Source organism: Streptomyces sp. NPDC020958, assembly GCF_055562175.1.
The window spans coordinates 136,721-159,014 of sequence record NZ_JBVHFU010000004.1; the positions used below are offsets into that span (position 1 = coordinate 136,721).

The 22,294-nt window shown below is 71.4% G+C and carries 20 protein-coding genes and 1 tRNA gene; 13 read left to right on the top strand and 8 right to left on the bottom strand.

Annotation, left to right across the window (positions count from 1 at the left end; genetic code table 11):
• Nucleotides 1-341: 341 nt before the first annotated feature.
• The gene (locus ACZ3KP_RS14475) at nt 342-752 is read left to right on the top strand and encodes a DUF485 domain-containing protein (protein ID WP_467499477.1); all 411 of its coding nucleotides are present in this window, start codon (nt 342-344) and stop codon (nt 750-752) included.
• A gap of 26 nt (nt 753-778) precedes the next feature.
• Nucleotides 779-2,377 (top strand): sodium/solute symporter, encoded by a 1,599-nt coding sequence (locus tag ACZ3KP_RS14480; RefSeq protein WP_467500259.1) that lies wholly within the window; start codon nt 779-781, stop codon nt 2,375-2,377.
• Nucleotides 2,378-2,438: 61 nt separating this feature from the next.
• Here the strand turns inward: ACZ3KP_RS14480 and ACZ3KP_RS14485 are convergent, their stop codons facing one another.
• The 3 genes from ACZ3KP_RS14485 to ACZ3KP_RS14495 form a co-directional block, all read right to left on the bottom strand.
• Nucleotides 2,439-3,326 carry a cellulose-binding protein gene (locus tag ACZ3KP_RS14485; protein ID WP_467499479.1) on the bottom strand — a complete coding sequence of 296 codons (888 nt, stop codon included), beginning with the start codon at nt 3,324-3,326 and terminating at the stop codon, nt 2,439-2,441.
• Nucleotides 3,327-3,556: 230 nt separating this feature from the next.
• The gene (locus tag ACZ3KP_RS14490) at nt 3,557-6,250 is read right to left on the bottom strand and encodes an SUKH-4 family immunity protein (RefSeq protein ID WP_467499481.1); all 2,694 of its coding nucleotides are present in this window, start codon (nt 6,248-6,250) and stop codon (nt 3,557-3,559) included.
• A gap of 8 nt (nt 6,251-6,258) precedes the next feature.
• Nucleotides 6,259-7,242 carry an SMI1/KNR4 family protein gene (locus ACZ3KP_RS14495; RefSeq protein ID WP_360561889.1) on the bottom strand — a complete coding sequence of 328 codons (984 nt, stop codon included), beginning with the start codon at nt 7,240-7,242 and terminating at the stop codon, nt 6,259-6,261.
• A gap of 297 nt (nt 7,243-7,539) precedes the next feature.
• Here ACZ3KP_RS14495 and ACZ3KP_RS14500 point away from each other — a divergent pair, with 297 nt between their 5' ends.
• Together ACZ3KP_RS14500 and ACZ3KP_RS14505 are read left to right on the top strand one after the other, a co-directional pair.
• Entirely contained in the window at nt 7,540-8,076 is a 537-nt protein-coding gene (locus ACZ3KP_RS14500) for a YwqJ-related putative deaminase (protein ID WP_467499484.1), read from the top strand.
• Between the two features lie 82 nt (nt 8,077-8,158).
• On the top strand, nt 8,159-8,695 hold the full coding sequence (locus tag ACZ3KP_RS14505) for an SUKH-3 domain-containing protein (RefSeq protein WP_467499486.1): 537 nt from the start codon (nt 8,159-8,161) through the stop codon (nt 8,693-8,695).
• A gap of 16 nt (nt 8,696-8,711) precedes the next feature.
• Here the strand turns inward: ACZ3KP_RS14505 and ACZ3KP_RS14510 are convergent, their stop codons facing one another.
• Nucleotides 8,712-10,100, bottom strand: coding sequence for a sensor histidine kinase (locus ACZ3KP_RS14510; RefSeq protein WP_467499488.1), 1,389 nt, complete (start codon nt 10,098-10,100; stop codon nt 8,712-8,714).
• 167 nt (nt 10,101-10,267) lie between these two features.
• Here ACZ3KP_RS14510 and ACZ3KP_RS14515 point away from each other — a divergent pair, with 167 nt between their 5' ends.
• The 7 genes from ACZ3KP_RS14515 (at nt 10,268) to ACZ3KP_RS14545 (ending at nt 15,944) form a co-directional block, all read left to right on the top strand.
• Nucleotides 10,268-11,128: a hypothetical protein gene (locus ACZ3KP_RS14515; protein WP_467499490.1), complete on the top strand. Its 861-nt coding sequence runs from the start codon at nt 10,268-10,270 to the stop codon at nt 11,126-11,128.
• 14 nt (nt 11,129-11,142) lie between these two features.
• Nucleotides 11,143-11,215 (top strand) — tRNA-Gln (locus ACZ3KP_RS14520).
• A 128-nt stretch (nt 11,216-11,343) separates the two neighbouring features.
• The gene (gene glmU, locus ACZ3KP_RS14525) at nt 11,344-12,792 is read left to right on the top strand and encodes a bifunctional UDP-N-acetylglucosamine diphosphorylase/glucosamine-1-phosphate N-acetyltransferase GlmU (protein ID WP_467499492.1); all 1,449 of its coding nucleotides are present in this window, start codon (nt 11,344-11,346) and stop codon (nt 12,790-12,792) included.
• Nucleotides 12,793-12,933: 141 nt separating this feature from the next.
• A complete protein-coding gene (locus ACZ3KP_RS14530; RefSeq protein WP_358977031.1) occupies nt 12,934-13,914 on the top strand; it encodes a ribose-phosphate diphosphokinase in 981 nt (326 codons plus the stop codon).
• A gap of 198 nt (nt 13,915-14,112) precedes the next feature.
• Entirely contained in the window at nt 14,113-14,709 is a 597-nt protein-coding gene (locus tag ACZ3KP_RS14535) for a 50S ribosomal protein L25/general stress protein Ctc (RefSeq protein WP_467499494.1), read from the top strand.
• Between the two features lie 74 nt (nt 14,710-14,783).
• Nucleotides 14,784-15,401, top strand: a complete 618-nt coding sequence (pth, locus tag ACZ3KP_RS14540) for an aminoacyl-tRNA hydrolase (RefSeq protein WP_467499496.1) — start codon at nt 14,784-14,786, stop codon at nt 15,399-15,401.
• A gap of 42 nt (nt 15,402-15,443) precedes the next feature.
• On the top strand, nt 15,444-15,944 hold the full coding sequence (locus tag ACZ3KP_RS14545; RefSeq protein WP_467499498.1) for a hypothetical protein: 501 nt from the start codon (nt 15,444-15,446) through the stop codon (nt 15,942-15,944).
• 67 nt (nt 15,945-16,011) lie between these two features.
• On the opposite strand, the gene ppc is transcribed toward ACZ3KP_RS14545, so the two are convergent.
• Nucleotides 16,012-18,753, bottom strand: a complete 2,742-nt coding sequence (gene ppc, locus ACZ3KP_RS14550) for a phosphoenolpyruvate carboxylase (RefSeq protein WP_358977022.1) — start codon at nt 18,751-18,753, stop codon at nt 16,012-16,014.
• 302 nt (nt 18,754-19,055) lie between these two features.
• Between ppc and ACZ3KP_RS14555 the strand changes: the two genes are divergently transcribed.
• On the top strand, nt 19,056-20,066 hold the full coding sequence (locus tag ACZ3KP_RS14555) for an acyl-CoA desaturase (protein ID WP_467499500.1): 1,011 nt from the start codon (nt 19,056-19,058) through the stop codon (nt 20,064-20,066).
• Entirely contained in the window at nt 20,063-20,740 is a 678-nt protein-coding gene (locus ACZ3KP_RS14560) for a TetR family transcriptional regulator (RefSeq protein WP_467499502.1), read from the top strand. The genes ACZ3KP_RS14555 and ACZ3KP_RS14560 overlap by 4 nt, the downstream gene beginning before the upstream one ends.
• Before the next feature lie 29 nt (nt 20,741-20,769).
• Here ACZ3KP_RS14560 and ACZ3KP_RS14565 read toward each other — a convergent pair whose 3' ends face one another.
• The 3 genes from ACZ3KP_RS14565 to ACZ3KP_RS14575 form a co-directional block, all read right to left on the bottom strand.
• The gene (locus ACZ3KP_RS14565) at nt 20,770-20,943 is read right to left on the bottom strand and encodes a CsbD family protein (RefSeq protein WP_467499504.1); all 174 of its coding nucleotides are present in this window, start codon (nt 20,941-20,943) and stop codon (nt 20,770-20,772) included.
• A gap of 79 nt (nt 20,944-21,022) precedes the next feature.
• Nucleotides 21,023-21,385, bottom strand: coding sequence for a VOC family protein (locus tag ACZ3KP_RS14570; RefSeq protein ID WP_358977007.1), 363 nt, complete (start codon nt 21,383-21,385; stop codon nt 21,023-21,025).
• Nucleotides 21,385-22,212: a trans-aconitate 2-methyltransferase gene (locus tag ACZ3KP_RS14575; RefSeq protein ID WP_467499506.1), complete on the bottom strand. Its 828-nt coding sequence runs from the start codon at nt 22,210-22,212 to the stop codon at nt 21,385-21,387. The genes ACZ3KP_RS14570 and ACZ3KP_RS14575 overlap by 1 nt, the downstream gene beginning before the upstream one ends.
• Nucleotides 22,213-22,294: the final 82 nt, after the last annotated feature.

A 22,294-nucleotide genomic window follows, 5' to 3' on the forward strand; every position in this document is an offset into this window, starting at 1 on the left:
TAAGGACGACGGGGGCGCCGTCTCGTCCTCCGGGGGTACGACCCCTCCCCGAGCCGTCATGCGGAGAAGCCCCTAGGGGTCCTCCACCGCCGGGTGGAGACCTTCTAGGGGTCCGGCTCCACCCTTGACCCAGGGAGCCGTCTCCCACCTCAGGGTTAACGCGGGTAACACCCGAGGTCAGACACGTTCTGATGAAGTAAGCGCATACCGACCGCCCAGTTCGGGGAAAACTGCGCGCGCTCCGGATACCTCCGGGTAACGTGCGTGCCCCGCTCCCCCTCTCCCTCTCCCTCTCCCTGCGGTCCGCCGCCACGGACCCGAGCCACGCAAGGAGCACCGGGATGTCCCACCACCCCTGCCCACCCGACCCGCCCCACCACACCTACCCCTGGCGGCCGTTGCCGCCGCAGCCGGCGCAGCACCGGCACGTGCCGCACCGGGAGCCGGTCGGCCACCACAGCGACCTGCGCGTGCTGCGCGGCGCCTACCGCCTCCAGCGGCGCGCCGCGACCCTCACCGCCCTCGGCTACTTCACGCTCTTCCTGCTGCTGTCGGCGTTCGCGCCCCACGTGATGACCCGCACGGTCGCCGACGGCATACCCGCGGGACTGCTGCTCGCCCTCCTGCAACTCCCCGTCACCTGGCTGGCGATCGTCCTGTACGAGCGCACCGCGCGCCGCCACGTCGACCCCCTCGCCGACCGGATCCGCAGGACCACGGAGCTGGACGCCAGACGAGGGGCCGTACGGTGACCGGACTGAGCGGCTCCGCGCACTCCATGTCCCTGGTCGCGTTCACCGCGGTCGCCACGCTCACCCTGCTGCTGTGCGTGATGGCCGGCCCGGACCGTGACGACCTCGACGAGTTCTACACCGGCTACGGCTCCCTCTCACCGCTGCGCAACGGCCTCGCGATCGCCGGCGACTACATCTCCGCGGCCACCGTCCTCGGCACCGGCGGCGTGATCGCCCTGTGCGGCTACGACGGCGTCGTACTCGCCCTCAGCACGGCACTGTCACTCCTGCTGCTGATGTTCCTGCTCGCCGAACCACTGCGCAACGCGGGCCGGTTCACCATGGGCGACGCGCTGGCCCGCCGGATGCCCGGCCGTTCGGTACGGATCGCGGCCTGCGCGGTGACCATCGCCGCCCTGCTGCCGCTGATGCTGGTCCAACTCGCCGGAGCCGGACAGCTGCTGGCCTTCGTCCTCGGCTTCTCCGACAGGTCCGTGGGAACCGGCTGCGTCATCGGCCTCGGCACCCTGATGATCAGTTACGCGGCCATCGGAGGCATGAAGGGCACCGCCCTCATCCAGATCCTGAAGATCGTCATGCTGCTCGGCTCCGGCACCGTGGTCGCCCTGCTGGTCCTGCACCGCTTCCACTGGGACCCGGGCGCCCTGCTCAGCGCGGCGGCCCGCGGCAGCGGCGCCGGTGACGCCTTCCTGCACTCGGGCCTCCAGTTCAAGGGCGGTCCCGCGCCCCGGCTGGACATGATCAGCTCGGAGCTGACCATCGTCCTCGGCGGCGCCTGCCTGCCGCACGTCACCATGCGCATGTACACCGCCTCCAGCGCCCGCCAGGTACGCCGCTCGATGTCCTGGGCCGTGTCCTGCGTGGCCCTGTTCGCGCTGGTCGTCAGCGTCGTCGGGTTCGGCGCCACCGCCCTGGTCGGCCGGGCCGCCGTCACCGGCGCCGACCCGCAGGGCAACACCGCCTACCTGCTGGGCTCCCGCGCGGCCTTCGGAACCGACGTGTCGACCGCGGAGACCCTGCTCTTCACCACCGTCACCACGGCGATCTTCCTGACCCTGCTCGCCTCCGTCGCCGGCATGATCCTCGCCTGCGCCAACTCCCTCGCCCACGACGTGTTCGCCACCCGCGCCCGGGAGATGCCGGCCCGCCGCGAGATGGGCCTGGCCCGCGTCTGCGCGCTCGCCATCGGAGTCCCCACGATCCTGCTGGCGACCCTCGTGCAGCACCACAGCCTGCAGCCCCTGGTCACCCTCTCCTTCTGCCTCGGCGCCTCCGCCCTCGCCCCCGCCCTGGTCTACGGCCTCTTCTGGCGCCGCTACACCCGCACCGGCCTGCTCTGCACGCTCCTCGGCGGCAGCCTCACCGTGCTGCTGCTGATGCCCGGCACCAACCTGGTCTCGGGTTCACCCGGCGCCGCCTTCCCGGGCGCCGACTTCAACTGGTTCCCCTTCACCACCACCGGGATCGTCTCCATCCCGGCCGGCTTCCTGCTGGGATGGCTCGGGACGGTGGCCTCCGGCCGGCGCGGAGCCGCGGAACAGCGCCGGCAGTACGAGGCGGTCGAGGGCTGGATCCTGGCGGGCGCCGGCCGCCGGGGGCGTGAGGACACCGAGGGGGCGTGAGGCTGCCCGGGGGCATGAAGCTACCGAGGGGACGTGAGGCTGCCCGGGGTGTGACCGCGCGCTACTCCGCCGCCGCGCGCCCCGTCAGGGTCATGAGGCTGTCGCGCATGTGGTCCATGTGCGCCTGGACGTCGTCCCAGGTCTCGCCGTGTTCGCGCAGCACCCGTTCGGTCTCCCGCGCGATGCGTTCCTCACGCAACCGCGCCTCCGTGAGGATCTCGGCGGCCCGCGCGTGCGCCTCCTCCTCCGAGCGGCGCGCCGACTCCTCCGCCTCCTCCAGGGCCCGCTCCGCCTCGGCGAGGGCCGCCTCCGCACGGGCGATGCGCTCGGCGTTGTGCGCGTCGACCGCGGCGGCGCTCGCGACCTCCTCGCGCTCCGCCTCGGCCCACCGCTCGGCATGCTGCTTCGCCTGCTCCGCGAGCATCGCCGTGGTGCGCTGGCGCACCTCGCGCAACGCCGCCAGCGCCTCACCCCGCCACTCCTTCACGTCGAGACGGGCGCCGATACGGATGTCGTCCGCCTCCGCCCGCGCGGCGAGGAGCAGCTGACGGGCGCGTTCCTCGGCGTCCGCGCGGAGCGCGTCGGCCTGCTCCTGCGCCGCCCGAAGCGCGTTCTCGACGCTCTCCTCGCACTGCGCGGCCCCGTCCGTCAGCGCCCGCCGGGCGTTGTCCCGCAGGGCCGCCGCCTCGTCCTGCACCAGCCGCCACACCCGCTGCGCACGGTCCCCGAGAGCCCCGTAGGACTGGGGCGGGAGCTGCTCGACGGCGATCCGCAGCCGCTCGGCCTCCGCACCCATGTCCTTGGCGAGCACGGTGAGCCGCGCGGCACGCTCCCAGGCCGCGTCCCGGTCCTCGCAGAGCACGGCCAGGAACGAGTCGACCTGCTCGGGGCGGTAGCCACGCCCTCGGACGGTCGCGAAGCCGTACGGCGACATCGATGCGTTGCTCACCCTGGGAACCCCTCTCCACCGGACCGCGAGAAATGATGATTTCGCGCACATCTTGATGGATGGGACGTAAGTGTTCATAACGCGACACTCCGCAGAGATGTCACGGCCGAAGCGCCCCATGGCACACCTGGGCGCACCTGGGCACACAAGCGCACCGGAGGGCGCACGGCTTCAGCCGTGCGCCCTCCGGTAGCGGGTCAGCGCCTCCGCGCCGGGCCGGTCACCGCTCCCTACAGCAGCCCGTCCCACATCTGTTCCAGCAGCACCGACCACCAGCTCTCCGGCGATCCCAGCGCCGCCGGGTCCAGCGAGGCCAGCTGAGCCTGGAAGTCGACGGTCCAACGGCCCGCCTGCTCCTGGTTCAGACCGAACCTGAGCCGCCACATCCGGCCCAGCAGCGCCAGACAGCGGGCGAACTCCGGCAGCCCGGTGTTGACGAACTGCGGCGGCACGGACGCCCCGCCCGGACCGGCCTCCACCGGTACCGCCACGATGTTCGCGGTGCCGTACTGCACACAGACCGCCTTGCCGAAGTCGGTGCCCATGACGAGGTACGACCCCGCGTCCGGCGCCGGCCGCAGCCCGCGCTCCTGCGCCAGCTCCGCCAGCGTCGGCACCGGACGGCCCGGCTGGGCCTGCGCCCAGAAGAACGGCCCCATGTCCAGCGGCAGCCCCGCGGCCACCAGCGTGTGCGCCACGATCGGCGGAACGCCCTGCCGCGACACCGCCGCCTGCTCGAACCGGAACACGCCGGGACCGAACGCCGCGCCCAGCTCCTGCGCGATCGCCTCCGGCGGGATCGGCGGCGCCGCCTGCACCTGCGGCAACGGCGCCCGCACCGGCGCGGGCCGCGCGGGACCCGCGGCCACCTGGTGCAACTCGCCCTGATGCGCCAGCAACTGCCGCATCCCCTGCTGCCGGCTCGCGTGGTCCGTCCCGTACGGCGCGATGCTCGCCAGCCGCGCCTGCGGCCACTGCTCCCGGATCATCCGTGCGCAGTAGGCACCCGGCAGCTCGCACGACTCCAGCTCCGTGTGCAGCTCCAGCACCTGGTCCGGCGGCACGTTCATGGCCCGCAGCTCGTGGTAGATCTGCCACTCCGGGTGCGGGGTGCCCGGCGCCGAACGCCGGATCAGCTGCTGCTCCGAGCCGTCCTGCGCGCGGTAGCGCAGCACCGCCTGGTAGCCGGGACCGACCGTCGGCTGACCCTGCTGCGGGTAGCCGTACGCGGACGGCGGCCCAGCGGGCATCCCACCGGGCACGGACGGCCCGGGCATCGGCTGCCCGGGCGGCGGCGGCACGACCCCGGCCGGCATCGGCGGCGGCATCGGCGGGGCACCCGGCGGCGTACCGGGGGCACCCACCGGGGGTGCGGCGAGCACGGTCTCCGCGTGGTGCACCGCTCCGCGGGAACCGCCGGGGGAGCCCTGCCCAGGGGGCGCGGGGGGCATGCCGGGGGCGCCCGGCGGTTGCGGAGCGCCAGGGACGGCCGGGGCTGCGGGAGCGCCGGGAGCGGCGGGCGGGTTCGGCGCACCGGTCATGCCGGGGGCGCCCGGCGGCCGTTGCGCGCCCATGCCGCTCGGGTCGGCCAACATCGTGGCCGCGTGATGAACATCGCCCGGCGGCCTGTTGCCCGGCGCACCGGGCACCTGCCCCTCAGGTCCGTCCGGACCCGGCGAGGACACCATCTGCGTCGGCGCGTACCCACCCGCCGGCGCGGACGGCTCAGGCGCACCACCGGGACGCGCACCCGGCGCTCCCGGAGCACCCGGCGGCGGAGGCGGCGCACCGGCCGCACCGCGTCCCCTGCGGGGCGGAGGCGCCGCCTTGCTCGTCGCGGCCTCGGCTATGTCACCGGCGTTCGGCGCGAGCGACCGCCCCGGCGCACCCGGGCCCACGGGAGGCTGGGGCGCGTGAGGAGCCCCGGCGGGCGGCTGCGGATAGCCGTAACCGGGGCCGGCCGGGGCCGGGGCCGGTGCCTGCGGGTAACCGTAGGAGGAACCGGCGGGCGCCTGCGGAAAACCGGCCCCGCCCGCGGCGTCCGGACCCTGCGGAGCCCGGCCCGATGCCGCCGGGCCCTGCGGATAGCCGTACGACGGGGGTCCCTGCGGGGGTGGCGGAGACGTGCTGCTGCCGGCGTGCGGTGTTGCCGAGGCTCCAGGGGCTCCAGGGGCTCCAGGCGCTCCAGGGGCACCCGGCGCAGTGGACGTGCCGGGCGCTCCCGGAGCACCACCCTCAGTTGCAGGCACCCCCTGCGCGCCCGGCCCGTTCGGGGCGTCGAGCGCCGGGGACACCGCCGTCGGCGGCAGCTGACTGCCGCCCGACATCAGCGCCGTCTCGGCATCACCCAGCGCGCCGTCGCCCGCGTCGCTCAGCGGTGGCGCGAACACCGTCGCGGGCAACGGGACGGAACGGTCGTCACCGGCATCCGCATTCGTGTCCGTACCCGCCCAGGGAGTCGCCCCGGCGCCCGCACCGGAACCGGCCGCCGGCGCCCCCACGCCTCCCGAGCCCCCCGAACTCTCAGAACCCTCCGACCGCCGATCCGGAATACCCAGCTTGTCCGCCGCGTCCTGGAGCCACTCCGGCGGGCTCAACAAGAACGACGTCTGATTCAGGTCCACCCGGGCGGCCGGCGCCGGCACCGCGTCGGCGACCTCCGCCTCCCGGCCGTACTCCTCCTCGTACCGGCGGATCACCTCCCCCACCGGCAGCGCGGGCCACAACGTGGCCTCCCCGCTGTCCCGGGCGATGACCAGCCGCTGCCCACCCGCGTCGGAACGCGGGCCCTCCGCGCGGTCCTCGCCCCACACCACGAACCCGAGCCCGAACTCCCGCACCCGCACCTCACGGTGCTGGTACCCGGGCACGTCCCCGTTGATCCACTCTTCCGCGCGCTCCTGCGCCTGCGCGAACGTCACCATGCCGAAACTCACTCCCCCGAGCCGACCGGGACGGCATGCGCGAAACCGCCGTCCACCATCAGGTTCGCCACCGTCTCCAACTCCGGCGGAGAACCCGCCAGCCGGGACAGGAACACGTCGAAGTCCTCACCGCACGGCAGCAACAGCCGCTCCACCCGCTCCGCCGGCGACCACGAGGGATCCACGTCACGCACATCGTCGTACGCGCAGAACCACACCGAACCCGGCCGCTCGCCCCGCACCTTCACCGCCACCAGACCGCCCTGGACGAAACAGACCCCGAGGTAGTCCTTGGTCAGGTGGTCGCGCAGGCACTTGTTCACGTACACGAGGTCGTTGACCGCCGCCTCGTCCCGCACCGTGAAGAACGGCTGGTCGACCAGCAACCCCAGATCGGCGAGCAGCGCCGTGCCCACCGGCGCGCAACCACCCGCCGCCTTCAGGAACGAGCGGTAGGCGCCGGGCAGCCGGTACCCCAGGTCCTCCTCTACGCCCTGCACCTGCGACTCCGACACCGCCACACCCGACTTCGGCAGCCCGAAGTGTGCCGGACGCGTCTCCTGCAACGGCCGCGTCCCCCGCTTCCCCTGGTCCACCCGCGCCGTCGCCACCCCGCCGTGATGCCGCAGCAGCGCCTTCACCTCGACCGGAACCAACTCGAGCCGCCGCGACCCCACCACGTGGTGCCAGGTCCAGCCGTGCGGCGTCGCCACCGCCGGCACCGTGTCCCACAGTTCGTGACCCGAAGCCGCCAGCACCGCGTTCGCGGACACGAAGTCCGTCAACCGCAGTTCGTCGACACCGAAGCCCTCCGGCGGATCGGCGATCTCCGCCACCGCACGCGCGTAGGGCGAGAAATCGGGGTAGCCACGCTCGTCGACACGTACCCCTCTCGGGTGACGTGCCGCCCGGACCGGATCCGGGAAATGCACGACCTGCCCGGCATAGGCCGCGTTCGGCGGCGCGGCCTGCCCGAGCCGACCTGTCGTCATGACGGTTGCCCCCTGCGGCACTCTGTACGAGTCCGGACCACACCCCTGCGGCGCGCCACGGCCCGTATCCGGCTGTCTCTCCCACGTCCCAGACGCGTCGACCGCGCCCATCGCGGTGCCGACAGCCTATGCGGTACGCGAACCCCGGTCACCGGCCCTCCGCTTCGTGACCAGCCGTCACCCCGCCGTGACAGCCCGCCCAAACCCGGGCGTGTCGTGACGCCCCAGCTACCGCACCCGCCACGGGATTTGGCAGTCTGTGACTTTCGGGGGGATGCCCGGGAGGGGAAGACGATCATGAACGCCACACAGACGGGACCTCACAACGCCGTACCCGGCGCCGCCCACAGCGCCCTCACCGGCGACCCGCGCATCGGCTGGAGCAGCACCGGGACACCGCCCGCGCCCACCCTCCAGCACCGCCGTGACGGCATCCTGCCCACCGTCGCCGCCGCCCTGTCCGTGCGCGGCGCCACCCTCACCGGCACCGCCGCCCGCGGCGACCAGCCGCCGCCGCTGCACCCCCTGGTCCAGGAGTTCCTCGACACCCTCCCCAGCGGACAGCGCGACCGCTTCACCGGCCGCTGCGCCGAGGCCATCCTCATCTCACGGCACATCACCACCGCCGACGCCGCCCGCAGCAAACGCGCCCTGCGCAAACCCATGACCAACGGCGAGGCCCGCAAAGCCCTCAAGCAGGCCAAGCTCACCGCCCGCCGGATACGCGAGGACGGCGACCCCCTGCACGGCAGCTTCGCCCCGCCCTGCCGGGCCTGCACCGCCCTCACCGCACACTTCGGCGTCCGCGTCGTCGACCCCACCCAGGACGACTGACACACGCCCACACCCCCCATCACACGACGCACCCGCACCCGCACCCGCACCCGCACCCGCACCACACACGAACGAAGGGCAGATGCACGCCGACCGCACCACGTCCGCCAGTCTCGGCCTCACCCGCCCCGCCGCGGGACCCCCGTCACGCTTCCCGGCGCCCGTCGACACCGCCCTGCGCACCGCCGGCTGGCAACCCGGACGCTGGGACATAAAACAGGCCGAGATCTGGGCCGACGCCCTGCGCGACCACGTCTCACCCGCCGGACACCGGCACGCCGTCTTCCCCGCCGCCGTCGAGGCCTGGGCCGAGTTCGGCGGCCTGCGCATCACGCCCGCCGCAGCGGGCCGCCAGGTCGCCCCCGCCACCCTCCACCTCGACCCGCTGCACGGCCTCCACCTCGCCCGCACCCTCGGCGACCTGGGCCGCGCCCTCGGCACCGAGGTCTGCCCGCTCGGCGCGGAGACCGACACCCACGCCCTGCTCGCCGTCGACACCGAAGGCCGCGTCTACGCCCTCGACCACACCGGCGACTGGTACGTCGGCCCCGACATCGACCACGCCCTCACCGCCCTCATCGCGGGCATCGCACCACAACGCCTCACCACCCACGGCTGACCCCCACCCGGCACGATCAAGCCGCCGGAATCACCGCCGACACCCGGAAACCCCCCGCGTCCGTCGGACCCGACACGAACACCCCGCCCAGCCCCAGCACCCGCTCCCGCATCCCCACCAGACCGTTACCCCCCGACGGCAGCCCGGCCGACGCCGCCGACGCCGGCTCCGGCGGCGGCTCGTTCTCCACCTGCATCGCGATCTCCGCCACCCGGTGCGCCAGCCGCACATGCGTCTTCGCACCCGCCGCATGCTTGTGGACGTTGGTCAGCGCCTCCTGCACCACCCGGAACGCCGTCTGCTCGATCTCCGCCGCGTACGACCGCACATCCCCCTCCACCGACAGATCCACCACCATCCCCGCCGCCGCCGACTGCCCGATCAGCACATCGAGCTCCGACAGCCACGGCCCCTCCTCCTCGGCCACCCGCGAAGCCGCCGCCGCGGCCGCCACCCCCACCGACGCCAACGGCACCGAACCCGGCGCCGTCGACACAGCCACCGAAACCGCAGCCGCGGCCGCAGCCGCACCCGAGCCCGGCACCGAGACCGAAGCCGACGCCGACGCCGTACGACGCTGAGCGCCCTCCCCCGAACGCAGCACCCCCAGCATCTCCCGCAACTCCGTCAGCGCCTGCCGCCCCATGTCCCCCACCAGCGCCGCGTTCCGCACCGCCTTCTCGGGGTCCTTGCGCGCCACCGCCTGCAACGCCGCCGCATGCACCACCATCAACGACACCCGGTGCGCGACCACGTCATGCATCTCCCGCGCGATCCGCGTCCGCTCCTCACCCCGCGCCCACTCCGCACGCTCCTCCGCGCGCTCCGCGAGCAGCTGCAACTCCCGCTCCAGACTGTCCGCCCGCTCCCGCAGGCTCTCCATCAGCCGGCGCCGCGCACCCACGTACAACCCGAGCAGCAACGGCGGCGCCGTCAGACCGAGGGACGTGGTGACCGCCGCGAAGGGCACGAACCAGTCCCCCAGCGTCAGATCCCCCCGCGCCATGTCCTGCTTCACCCGCACGAACGTCACGATCATCGTGCCGACCAGCGACATCCCCGCCAGCGCCACGATGATCCGGCGCGGCAGCTCCGCCGCGGCCAGCGTGTACAGGCCGACGATGCCCATCAGGAAGCCCATCTGGGCCGGCGTGACGGCGATCGCGACCAGGACGACAGCGATCGGCCACTTCCTGCGCAGCACCAGCACGGAACCGGCCAGCAGACCGAACACGATCCCCGCCGCCAACGGGATCCCCGCGTCCCGCGCGAACGGGATCCCCTCCGCGCCGCACTCCAACGCCGACACCAGGGCGAGCACCCCGTCCAGCACCGCACTACGCCACCGCGACCACCACCACGGCCCGGTCACGGCCGTCGCGTGGTCTGCCCCCGTCGTGGTCATGCGTCCAGCCTACGGGCGCGAGGGTGGGCTTTTCCGGTGAGTTTCGTCTACTGCCCTACACCACACTCCGTAACCGAACAACACCGAAACCCCCCGGAAACCCTCGAACTGCTGAACCATCCCTCGCTCACCCCCGGAACCCACCATTCCACCCGGACCGTATGCCCATGGCACATACACCGGGCAAATACCAGGACTTCGAGGCCCTACGGGACCAGGCGGTGGCACTCCGGCGGCGGGGCTACAGCCTGCGGCAGATCCGCGACGAACTGAAGGTCTTCAACAACGACCTCCTCAACCAACTGGTGAAGGGGGAACCGCCGCCGGAGTGGACCAAGCGCCCGAACGCCAAGGACGGGCTGCGGGCAAGGGCACGAGAGTTGCGGTTGCAGGGCTGGACGTACGACCGGATCGAGGCGGAGCTGGGTTGTTCGCGAAGCTCGGTGTCACTGTGGGTCCGGGACCTGCCGCGCCCGGAGCCTCGGTACACCCCGGAAGAACAACGGGCTCTCATGCAGGAGGGGCTCGCGAAGCGCCGCGCGGCCGATGACGAGGAGCGGAAGAAGACCAAGGCGAGCGCCCATCGGGAGATCGGCGAGATGACGGACCGCGAGCTGTTCATGGCAGGCGTCGCGCTGTACTGGGCCGAGGGGTCGAAGAGCAAGCCGTACGACCGGCGGGAGCGGGCGGTCTTCGTCAACAGCGACCCGGGGGTGATCCGCGTCTACCTCGCCTGGCTCGATCTCCTGGAGGTGGAGCGGGGGAGGCTGGGTTTCCGGCTGCTCATCCACGAATCGGCCGACGTCGAAACGGCGCATCGGTTCTGGGCGGGGATCGCGGACATCGACCCGGAGGTCTTCGCCAGGCCGACGCTCAAGAAGCACAACCCGAAGACTGTCCGCAAGAACACCGGCGACGACTACCACGGTTGTCTCGTCATCGGCGTGGCCCGCAGCGCCCACTTGTACAACCGTATCGAGGGCTGGTGGAGCGGAATCGTGGCCCAGGCAGAGGGGCGGCTCGGGTAAGGTCTGAAGCGCTGTCCCCCGTGGTGTAACCGGCAGCACACTAGATTTTGGATCTAGCAGGACAAGGTTCGAATCCTTGCGGGGGAGCTCACAGCAGACAAGACCTGGGTTCGGGCCCTGACAGCACCGTCAGGGCCCGCTCTCATGTCGCCCGGTAAACGCCCCGGTATCCTGCGGATGTCACCCCCACCCGTCCAAAGCCGAAGGGCACATCCGTGAGCGCCATTCGCCCGGCAGCCGTCGTCGTTCTCGCAGCGGGTGAGGGCACCCGTATGAAGTCGGCCACACCCAAGGTCCTGCACGACATCTGCGGCCGTTCCCTGGTGGGTCATGTGCTCGCCGCCTCCCGTGAGTTGGACCCCGAGCACCTGGTCGTCGTGGTCGGGCACGCGCGCGAGCAGGTCGCCGCGCATCTCGGCGAGGTCGACGCGGCCGTCCGTACCGCCGTGCAGGAGCAGCAGAACGGCACCGGGCACGCCGTCCGGATGGCGTTGGAGGAGCTGGGCGGGGCGGTCGACGGAACCGTGGTCGTGGTGTGCGGGGACACCCCGTTGCTGACCGGGGAGACGCTCACCCGGCTCGCGGAGACCCACCACACCGACGGCAACGCGGTGACCGTGCTGACGGCGGAGGTGCCGGACGCGACGGGGTACGGCCGTATCGTGCGCGACGCCGGTTCGGGTGCCGTGACGGCGATCGTGGAGCACAAGGACGCCTCGGAGGAGCAGCGGGCGATCCGGGAGATCAACTCGGGTGTGTTCGCGTTCGACGGCCGGTTGCTGGCGGACGCGTTGGGGAAGGTACGCACGGACAACAGTCAGGGTGAGGAGTACCTGACGGACGTACTGGGGATCCTGCGGGAGGCCGGGCACCGGGTGGGTGCTTCGGTGGCGGCGGACCACCGGGAGATCGCGGGGATCAACAACCGGGTGCAGCTGGCGCAGGCGCGCCGGATCCTGAACGACCGGCTGCTGGAGCGGGCGATGCTCGCCGGGGTGACGGTGATCGACCCGGCCACCACGTGGGTGGATGTGACGGTGACGTTCGGGCAGGACGTGGTCGTGCATCCGGGGACGCAGTTGCTCGGTACGACGCATGTGGCGGAGGGTGCGGAGGTCGGGCCGAACAGCCGGCTGCGGGACACGCGGGTGGGTGCGGGGGCGCGGGTGGACAACACGGTGTCGGAGTCGGCGCAGATCGGTGCGGACGCGTCGGTGGGGCCGTACGCGTATCTACGGCCGGGGACGCGGCTGGGGGCGAAGGGCAAGATCGGTACGTACGTGGAGACGAAGAACGCCTCGATCGGGGAGGGGACGAAGGTCCCGCATCTGTCGTATGTCGGTGATGCGACGATCGGGGAGTACTCGAACATCGGTGCGGCGAGTGTGTTCGTCAACTACGACGGTGAGAACAAGCATCACACCACCGTCGGGTCGCACTGCAAGACGGGGTCGGACAACATGTTTGTGGCTCCTGTCACGGTCGGGGACGGTGCGTACACCGCCGCCGGGTCCGTGATCACGAAGGACGTGCCGCCCGGTTCGCTGGCCGTGGCCCGCGGTCAGCAGCGGAATATCGAGGGTTGGGTGGCCCGGAAGCGTCCGGGGAGCGCGGCGGCGAAGGCGGCCGAGGCGGCTTCCCGGCGGGGCGCGAGCGAGGACTGACCGGAAACAGGTGCGCCGAAGACGTCGTACCGTGATAAGTGCACACCCGCACCTAACCAGCTGATTCGGCCCTCCGCGTCCGGCGTGGAGGTCACCGCACATGCGGCTGTACGGCTGAGACACCTCTGAGGAGACAGTGCTGTGACCGGGATCAAGACGACCGGCGAGAAGAAGATGATGTTCTTCTCCGGCCGCGCCCACCCCGAGCTTGCCGAGGAGGTCGCCCAGCAGCTGGGTGTCGGGGTCGTCCCGACGAAGGCCTTCGACTTCGCGAACGGCGAGATCTACGTCCGTTACCAGGAGTCGGCGCGCGGTGCCGACTGCTTCGTGATCCAGAGCCACACGGCTCCGATCAACCAGTGGATCATGGAGCAGTTGATCATGATCGACGCGCTGAAGCGTGCGTCGGCCCGCTCCATCACCGTGATCGTGCCGTTCTACGGTTACGCGCGGCAGGACAAGAAGCACCGGGGTCGTGAACCGATCTCGGCGCGGCTGATCGCGGATCTGATGAAGACGGCGGGTGCGGACCGGATCCTCACGGTGGATCTGCACACGGATCAGATCCAGGGTTTCTTCGACGGTCCGGTGGACCACCTGTTCGCGCTTCCGCTGCTGGCGGACTACGTGGGCAGGAAGGTGGACAAGGACAAGCTGACGATCGTGTCTCCGGACGCCGGCCGGGTGCGGGTGGCGGACCGTTGGTGCGACCGGCTGGGTGCGCCGCTGGCGATCGTGCACAAGCGGCGTGACAAGGACGTGGCGAACCAGGTGACCGTCCACGAGGTCGTGGGTGAGGTCGAGGGCCGGGTGTGTGTGCTGGTCGACGACATGATCGACACGGGTGGCACGATCTGTGCGGCCGCGGACGCGTTGTTCGCGCACGGTGCGGAGGACGTCATCGTGACGGCGACGCACGGTGTGCTGTCGGGTCCGGCGGCGGACCGGCTGAAGAACTCCCGGGTGAGTGAGTTCGTGCTGACGAACACGCTGCCGACGCCGGGTGAGCTGAGCCGTGATCTGGACAAGATCACGGTGCTGTCGATCGCGCCGACGATCGCGAGTGCGGTGCGTGAGGTGTTCGAGGACGGTTCGGTGACGAGCCTGTTCGACGAGCAGTGAGCTGTAAAAACGCTTCTGCATGATCGCCCGCGCCGGTGGGCGCCGATGATCGATTTTTCCGTGGCCTCCCGCGCCGAGTAGACTTCTCCAGTTGCTCGGCGAGGGAGGCCACGCCTCCGTTATCGACGCGCTCTTCGTAGCAGGCCGTTCGTGGCCGGGTGACCACGTCCGCATCTGTCTTTACGAGGAGTGATCCACATGTCCGAGGTGAAGCTCGCCGCCCAGACGCGCACCGAGTTCGGCAAGGGTGCCGCGCGTCGTATCCGCCGCGCCTCCCAGGTCCCCGGTGTCCTGTACGGCCACGGTTCCGACCCGATCCACCTGACCCTGCCGGGCCACGACCTGCTGCTCGCGCTGCGTACGCCGAACGTCCTGATCTCCCTGGACATCGACGGCAAGACCAACGAGCTGGCGATCCCGAAGTCCGTGCAGCGCGACCCGATCAAGGGCTTCCTGGAGCACGTCGACCTGCTGCTGGTCAAGCGGGGCGAGAAGGTCACGGTCGAGATCCCGGTGCACACCGAGGGCGAGCTGGCCCCCGGCGGCAACCTGCTGGAGCACGTCCTGAACGCGCTGCCGGTCGAGGCCGAGGCCACCCACATCCCCGAGGCCGTCACCGTCTCCGTCGAGGGCCTGGAGGCCGGTGCCTCCGTCCTCGCCAAGGACATCACCCTGCCGTCCGGCGTGACCCTGGCCGTCGAGGAGGACGCGGTCGTCCTCCAGGTGCTGGCCGCGCAGGCCGAGGAGGCCCCGGAGGGCGAGGCCGCCGAGGGCGAAGAGGCCGCCGAGGCCTGATCCTCACCTTCGTTTCATCGTTCGTCAGCCGCTGCTTCCTCCCGGGAGCGGCGGCTGGCGCGTATCAAGGAGACATGGACGTGACCACCCCCACCGGGGCCTCCCCCGCCAACGCCCCCTGGCTGATCGTCGGTCTCGGGAATCCCGGGCCGGAGTACGCGGCGAACCGACACAACGTCGGGTTCATGGTCGTGGATCTGCTCGCCGACCGGATCGGCGGGAAGTTCAAGCGGGCCGGGAAGGCGCAGGCGCAGGTCGTGGAGGGGCGGATCGGGGCGCCGGGGCCGGCGAACCGGCGGGTGATCCTGGCGAAGCCGATGTCGTTCATGAATCTGTCCGGCGGTCCGGTGAACGCGCTGCGCGACTTCTACAAGGTGCCGCTCGCCCACATCGTGGCGGTCCATGACGAGCTGGACATCGACTACGGCACCCTGCGCCTCAAGCTGGGCGGCGGCGACAACGGCCACAACGGGCTGAAGTCGATGACGAAGGCGATGGGTCCGGACTACCACCGGCTGCGGTTCGGAATCGGGCGCCCTCCGGGTCGTATGCAGGTCGCGGACTTCGTGCTGAAGGACTTCTCCTCGGCCGAGCGCAAGGAGCTGGACTACTGCGTGGACCGCGCGGCCGACGCGGTGGAGGCGCTGGTGACGGAGGGGCTGGAGCGGGCGCAAAGCACGTACAACTCCTGACTTGTCCCCCATGGAAGTTGACCGGCCGTAGGGACATGGCCAATGATCCCGGCCATGCCTGCTGCCTCCGCGACCTCCTCCCGTACGGCCGCGGTCGACGCGCTGCGTGTCGTGACGATGGGCGCGGTCGCCGTGCTGATCCTGGTCGGCGGGGTGTGGGGCTCCTGGGGCACCGCGCAGCACGTGATGCTGACGAAGGGCAAGGAGCGGGGCACGGTCAGGGTGACCTCGTGCGGTGCGGACAGCTGCTCGGGACCGTTCACCCCCGTCTCGCCCGGCGCCTCGGCGCGCCCCGGGGTCGTCATCGACAGGTCGGTCGCGGTGCGCGAGGGGCGGACGTACGACGTGATCGTGAAGCCCGGTACCGACGAGGTGGTGCGGGCCGGCACTGCGGGGTTCCTGTACTCCTGGGTGCCGTTCGGCGGGGCGTTGCTGCTGGCGTCGGTGGTGGTGGCCGGCGGGCTGCGGCTGAGCCGGGTGGCGTGGGTGCTGGGGATCTCGGGGCTCGCGCTGCTCACGGCGGCCTTCGTCACGGCGCGGTAGCCACACAGGACTGTGCCCCCGGGGGTACGGACGCCCCCGGGGGCACAGTCGTGTCCGAGAGCGGCGGTCAGCCGGTGTTGCGCAGGCCCGCCGCCACGCCGTTGACGGTGAGGAGGAGGGCGCGGGCGAGGAGCGGGTCGGGTTCGGCGCCCGCCGCGGCCGCGTCACGCTGGCGCTTGAGCAGGGTGACCTGGAGGTAGGAGATCGGGTCCAGGTAGGCGTCGCGGATGGTGAAGGTCTGCTTGAGGGCCGGGGTGGCGTCGAGGAGTTCGGCCTCTCCGGTGATCTTCAGGACCTCGGCGACGGTCAGCTCGTGCTCGGCCTTGATGGTGTCGAACACGTGCTTGAGCTCGTCGGGGACGAGGGTGTCGACGTAGTGCTGGGCGATCCGCAGGTCCGTCTTGGCGAGGGTCATCTCGACGTTGGAGATGAAGTTCCGGAAGAAGTGCCACTGTTCGTGCATCTCGTCCAGGACGGTGTCGAGGCCGGCCTCGCGCAGGGCCTTGAGGCCGGAGCCGACGCCGAACCAGCCGGGGACGATCTGCCGGGACTGGGTCCAGCCGAACACCCACGGGATGGCGCGCAGGCCGTCGAGCGAGACGCCGGAGCCGGGGCGGCGGGAGGGCCGGGAGCCCAGGTGCAGGTCGGCGAGCTGGTCCACCGGGGTCGACGCGAGGAAGTACGTCGGCAGGTCCGGGTCCTCCACGAGGCGGCGGTAGGCGGCGTGGGCGGCGTCGGAGACGACGTCCATGGCGGCGTCCCAGCGGGCGAGGGCTTCCACGGACTGGCGGGGGGCCGTGTGCAGGGCGGAGGCCTGGAGGGTGGCCGCGACGGTCAGTTCCAGGTTCTCCCGGGCGAGGGAGGGGATGAGGTACTTGTCGGAGATGACCTCGCCCTGCTCGGTGACCTTGATCTCGCCTTCCAGGGTGCCCCAGGGCTGGGCGAGGATCGCGTCGTGCGAGGGGCCGCCGCCGCGGCCGACGGTGCCGCCGCGGCCGTGGAAGAGGCGCAGCCGCACCCCGTAGCGGTGGGCGACGTCGCGCAGGCGGCGCTGGGCGCGGTGGATCTCCCACTGGGAGGTGGTGATGCCGCCGAACTTGGAGGAGTCGGAGTAGCCGAGCATGACCTCCTGGACGTCCCCGCGCAGTGCCACCAGCCGGCGGTACGAGGGGTCGGCGAGCATGTCCTCCAGGATGGTGTCGGCGGCCTTGAGCTCGTCGGTGGTCTCCAGGAGCGGCACGATGCCGATCTTCGCCCAGCCGGCGTGCAGGTCGAGCAGTCCGGCCTCGCGGGCGAGCACCGCGGCGGCGAAGACGTCGTCGGCGCCCCGGCACATGGAGATGATGTACGACTCGACGACCTCGGGTCCGAAGACCTCCAGGGCCTTCTTCACGGTCTGGAAGACGCCGAGGGTCTTCTCGCCGGCCGCGTCGACCGGTGCCGGGGTGGGCGCGAGGGGCCGGCGGGAGCGCAGTTCCTTGGCGAGGAGCTTGGCGCGGTACTCCCGGGGCATGTCGGCGTAGCGCCAGGACTCCTCGCCGAGGCGGTCGAAGAGCTGGCCGAGGGCGTGGTGGTGGGCGTCGGCGTGCTCGCGGACGTCCATGGTGGCGAGCTGGAGGCCGAAGGCGGCGAGGGTGCGGATCGTCCGGGCGAGGCGGCCGTCGGCGAACAGGCCGCCGCGGTGGGCACGCAGGGAGGTCTGGATGACGCGCAGGTCGGCGAGGAGCTCGGCGGTGCCGAGGTAGTCGTGGCCGGTCTCGTGCGGGGTGCCGGTGGCCAGGCGGCGCTTGGTGTTCTCCAGCTTCTGCCGGATGCAGGTGGCCTTGAGCCGGTAGGGCTCCTCGGCGTTGAGCCGCTTGTAGCGGGGGCTGATCTCGGGGAGCCGCTCCAGGTCGGCGCGGAGGGACTCCAGGAGTTCCTCGGTGGCGCCGGTGTAGCGGATGGAGTTGGAGAGGAAGCCGCGCAGCTCGTCGATCATCTCCAGGGCGTCGTTGATGCCGTGTTCGTGCTGGAGGATGAGGACGTCCCAGGTGACCTGCGGGGTCACGTTGGGGTTGCCGTCGCGGTCGCCGCCGATCCAGGTGCCGAAGGTGAGCGGGCGGGTGTCGTCGGGGAGCTTGACGCCGACCCGTTCCAGCTCCGCGGTGAGGTCCTCCAGGACGTCGCCGACGGCGTCGGCGTGCAGTTCGTCCAGGTAGTAGATGGCGTTGCGGGCCTCGTCGGCGGGTTCCGGGCGTACGACGCGCAACTCGTCGGTCTGCCAGACCAGGTCGATGTTCTCCGCGAGGCGGACGTCGGTGCGGCGGCGGTCGGACTCGATGACGGGGGTGTCCAGGAGTGCGGCGATGCGCCGGAGCTTGTTGAGGACGGAGCGGCGTGCGGCCTCGGTGGGGTGGGCCGTGAACACCGGGCGGACGTTGAGGTTCTGGACGGTCTGGCGCAGGTGGTCGGGGTCGGCGTCCTTGAGCCGGTCGGCGGTGCGGGCGAGCAGGCCGCCCTCGGCGCCGCGGCGGGCGCGCAGCTCGCGGCCGCGGTGCACCTGTTCGGTGACGTTGGCGAGGTGGAAGTAAGTGGAGAAGGCGCGGACCAGCTTGGCTGCGGTCTCCAGTTCGATGCCGCGCAGCAGGTCGGCGGCGGCCTCGCCGTCCTCGCGGGTCAGTCGGCGGACCCGCTCGACGAGGTCCAGCAGTTCGGGGCCCTCCTGCCGGACGAGGGTCTCACCGAGGAGGTCTCCCAGTCGCCGGATGTCGGCGCGCAGCTCACTGCTGGTCGTCGTGGCACTGGTAGTCAGGTCGTCGGCACTGCTCACAGGTGCGGCTCCTTGCAGTGTTGAAGCTCATCTGGAGGGGTACCCGTCGGTCGGCCGTGGCGGGCGTGCCCCGCATACGGGCCGGACATCCGGGAAGGAAACAGAGCGGACCGCGCTGTCCGACCGACTCAAGGATAGGTGTCCGTGAGGACGCGCAGGCTGTCGGGCTCTTGCTGTGAGACGCCTCGCTGCCATACTTACGTCGCCGTAGGTTACGGAACCGTAGGGAATGAGTTCTAGAGTCCCGTGCGGTGGCCGCGGATCGGCACCTGTCTCAACCCTCGACCCCACAGGGGACGCGCATGACCTCGTCTGGTTCCGATGTGATCGAAGAAGCCCAGCAGCCCCCCGCCGCCTCGTCCTCGTCCGCCACTCTGGGCGGCGAGCAGAAGGGTTCGATCGAGCAGATCACCCTTCTGCTGTTCATCGTCGTCCCGTTCCTCGCGCTGCTGGCGGCGGTGCCGCTGGCGTGGGGCTGGGGCGTGAGCTGGCTCGACCTGGGTCTGCTGGTGTTCTTCTACTACCTGGGCTGTCACGGCGTGACGATCGGTTACCACCGGTACTTCACGCACGGGTCGTTCAAGGCGAAGCGGCCGCTGCGGATCGCGCTGGCCGTCGCGGGCTCGATGGCGGTGGAGGGCCCCCTGGTGCGGTGGGTGGCCGATCACCGCAAGCACCACAAGTTCTCCGACGCGGAGGGCGACCCGCACTCCCCGTGGCGGTACGGGGAGACCGTGCCGGCGCTGATCAAGGGCCTGTGGTGGGCGCACATCGCGTGGATGTTCGACGAGGAGCAGACCAACCAGGAGAAGTACGCCCCCGATCTGATCAAGGACCCGGCCATCCGGGCGATCTCGCGGCAGTTCGTCTACTGGACCATGCTGTCGCTGGCGCTGCCGCCGCTGATCGGCGGTCTGGCGACGATGTCCTGGTGGGGCGCGTTCACCGGGTTCTTCTGGGGTTCACTCGTGCGGGTGGCGCTGCTCCACCATGTGACGTGGTCGATCAACTCGATCTGCCACGCGGTGGGCAAGCGGCCGTTCAGGTCGCGGGACCGCTCGGGCAACGTGTGGTGGCTGGCGGTGCTGTCCTGCGGCGAGTCCTGGCACAACCTGCACCACGCCGACCCGACCTCCGCGCGGCACGGTGTGGAGCGCGGGCAGCTGGACTCGTCGGCGCGGATCATCCGCTGGTGCGAGCAGCTGGGCTGGGCGTACGACGTGCGCTGGCCGTCACGCTCGCGTATCGATTCGCGCCGTAACACCGGGGACGGCGGCTCCCGACAGGGGGTGGAGCCCGCGAAGGCGGCATGATTGACGCCGTGGCGACCGACTCCAGCACCCCCAGTCCCGACGGCAAGCAGCGGCGGACGCGCCGTACCCGGATGACCGGGGCGGAGCGCCGCCAGCAACTGTTGGAGATCGGTCGCACCCTCTTCGCGGCGAAGGGGTTCGAGGGCACCTCGGTGGAGGAGATCGCGGCGAAGGCGGGGGTCTCCAAGCCGGTGGTCTACGAGCACTTCGGCGGCAAGGAGGGGCTCTACGCGGTGGTGGTGGACCGGGAGATGGGGCGGCTGCTCGACATGGTGACCGGTTCGCTGACGGCCGGGCATCCGCGGGAGCTGTGCGAGCAGGCCGCCTTCGCGCTCCTCGACTACATCGAGGAGTACACGGACGGTTTCCGGATCCTGGTCCGCGACTCCCCCATCCCGCAGTCGACGGGGTCCTTCGCCTCGCTGATCTCGGACATCGCCACCCAGGTGGAGGACATCCTGGGCCGCGAGTTCAAGTCCCGCGGCTTCGACCCGAAGCTGGCCCCGCTGTACGCGCAGGCGCTGGTGGGCATGGTCGCGCTGACCGGCCAGTGGTGGCTGGACGTGCGCCGCCCGAAGAAGGCGGAGGTCGCCGCCCACCTGGTCAACCTGGCCTGGCACGGTCTGGACGGCCTGGAGCAGAAGCCACGGCTGATAGGGCACCGGAAGGCGTGAGGGCCCCGGTGCCCTGATATCAGCGTTTCTCAGTGCTTGAAGACGTCCTTGATCTTCTCCTTGGCCTGGCGGGCGTCGCCCTTCGACTGCTCCAGGCGGCCCTCGGACTCCAGCGGCACGTCGCGCACCGCGCGTCCGCTGACCTCCTTGGCCTTGCCCTTGAGCTGTTCCTTCTTGCCCTTGGCCTTCTGGTGTCCTGACACCGTGGGTCCCTCCTGACGCCGAAGACGTGCGTGGGGTCACCGGTCCGGGTAACCGGAGCGGGCCGGAGCAAACCGCCGCTCAGCGCACCGGTTCCAGGAACTCCAGGCGGTTGCCGACCGGGTCCTGGGAGTAGAAACGGCGGTGTCCGGGGAGTTCGTCGTCCCAGGTGACCGGGGCGCCGCCCGCTTCGAGCCGGTCGGCGACGGCCTCGATGTCCGTCACCCGCAGCCCCGGGTGGGCCTTCAGGGCGGGACGGAAGGCCGCCTCGACCCCCAGGTGCAGGTGCACGGTCCCGGCCCGGAACCAGCAGCCGCCGCGCGCCGCGAGCACGGGCGGCTTGGGGATCTCGGTCATGCCGAGGAGGTCGACGTAGTACGCGCGCAGCAGGTCCTCGGAGCCGGGTGGCACGGCCAGCTGGACGTGGTCGAGGGCGGTGAGCATCAGGAGGCCTCCTTGCGGGCGACGGCGAAGATCCGCCGGAACGGGAACGGGGTGCCGTGCGGGCCGGCCGGGTAGGCCTCGCGCAGGGCGGAGCGGTAGTCGGCGAGGAAGGCGTCACGGGCCTCGGGGTCGTCGGCGAGGGTGGTGAGGACGGGGCGCAGGCCGGTGCCCTTCACCCAGTCGAGGACCGGGTCCTCGCCGGTGAGCAGGTGGATGTACGTCGTCTCCCAGACGTCGGCGGCGCAGCCGAGGGCGGTCAGCCGCTCCAGGTAGGCCTCGGGGGCGAGGACCGCGTCCTCGTGGCGGAGGGTCTCGGCGAGCCGGCCCCGCCAGCGGGCGGAGTCGGCGAGGTCGCGCATCAGCCGGTGGCTGGGGGCGGCGAAGTTGCCGGGGACCTGGAAGGCGAAGGTGCCGCCGGGGGTGAGGGCGGCGGTCCAGTCGGCGAAGCGGTCGGGGTGCCCGGGGACCCATTGGAGCGTGGCGTTGGAGACGATCAGGTCGTAGGGCGCCTCGGGGGTCCAGGTGCGGACGTCGGCGTGGCGGAAGTCCAGGCGGCCGCCGCCCGCGGTGGGGCCCTCGTACTCCACGAGCGCCTTGTCGAGCATGTCGGGTGAGTTGTCGTAGCCGGTGATGTGGGCGGTGGGCCAGCGTTCGGCGAGCAGGGCGGTCATGTTGCCGGGGCCGCAGCCGAGGTCGGCGATGCGGGGGCGGCCGGTGGTGGATGTGGCGGGGAGGCCGGGGACGCGGGCGAGGAGGTCGGTGAAGGGGCGGGCGCGGTGGCCGGCGTGCCGGAGGTACTGGGCGGGGTCCCAGGCGGGATTCGTCATGTGTCCACCATCCCCACCCTGATAACTTGATGTCAAGATACTCGACATCAAGAGACTTCATGTCGACACAACCACTACACTG

Excerpts from the sequence above, each read along its gene's own strand:
- ACZ3KP_RS14475 (WP_467499477.1), top strand. The coding sequence starts at position 342 with ATGTCCCACCACCCCTGCCCACCCGACCCGCCCCACCACACCTACCCC.
- ACZ3KP_RS14480 (WP_467500259.1), top strand. The coding sequence starts at position 779 with ATGTCCCTGGTCGCGTTCACCGCGGTCGCCACGCTCACCCTGCTGCTG.
- ACZ3KP_RS14490 (WP_467499481.1), bottom strand. The coding sequence starts at position 6,250 with ATGGTGACGTTCGCGCAGGCGCAGGAGCGCGCGGAAGAGTGGATCAAC.
- ACZ3KP_RS14495 (WP_360561889.1), bottom strand. The coding sequence starts at position 7,242 with ATGACGACAGGTCGGCTCGGGCAGGCCGCGCCGCCGAACGCGGCCTAT.
- ACZ3KP_RS14500 (WP_467499484.1), top strand. The coding sequence starts at position 7,540 with ATGAACGCCACACAGACGGGACCTCACAACGCCGTACCCGGCGCCGCC.
- ACZ3KP_RS14505 (WP_467499486.1), top strand. The coding sequence starts at position 8,159 with ATGCACGCCGACCGCACCACGTCCGCCAGTCTCGGCCTCACCCGCCCC.
- ACZ3KP_RS14510 (WP_467499488.1), bottom strand. The coding sequence starts at position 10,100 with ATGACCACGACGGGGGCAGACCACGCGACGGCCGTGACCGGGCCGTGG.
- ACZ3KP_RS14515 (WP_467499490.1), top strand. The coding sequence starts at position 10,268 with ATGGCACATACACCGGGCAAATACCAGGACTTCGAGGCCCTACGGGAC.
- ACZ3KP_RS14535 (WP_467499494.1), top strand. The coding sequence starts at position 14,113 with ATGTCCGAGGTGAAGCTCGCCGCCCAGACGCGCACCGAGTTCGGCAAG.
- pth (WP_467499496.1), top strand. The coding sequence starts at position 14,784 with ATGGACGTGACCACCCCCACCGGGGCCTCCCCCGCCAACGCCCCCTGG.
- ACZ3KP_RS14545 (WP_467499498.1), top strand. The coding sequence starts at position 15,444 with ATGATCCCGGCCATGCCTGCTGCCTCCGCGACCTCCTCCCGTACGGCC.
- ACZ3KP_RS14555 (WP_467499500.1), top strand. The coding sequence starts at position 19,056 with ATGACCTCGTCTGGTTCCGATGTGATCGAAGAAGCCCAGCAGCCCCCC.
- ACZ3KP_RS14560 (WP_467499502.1), top strand. The coding sequence starts at position 20,063 with ATGATTGACGCCGTGGCGACCGACTCCAGCACCCCCAGTCCCGACGGC.
- ACZ3KP_RS14570 (WP_358977007.1), bottom strand. The coding sequence starts at position 21,385 with ATGCTCACCGCCCTCGACCACGTCCAGCTGGCCGTGCCACCCGGCTCC.
- ACZ3KP_RS14575 (WP_467499506.1), bottom strand. The coding sequence starts at position 22,212 with ATGACGAATCCCGCCTGGGACCCCGCCCAGTACCTCCGGCACGCCGGC.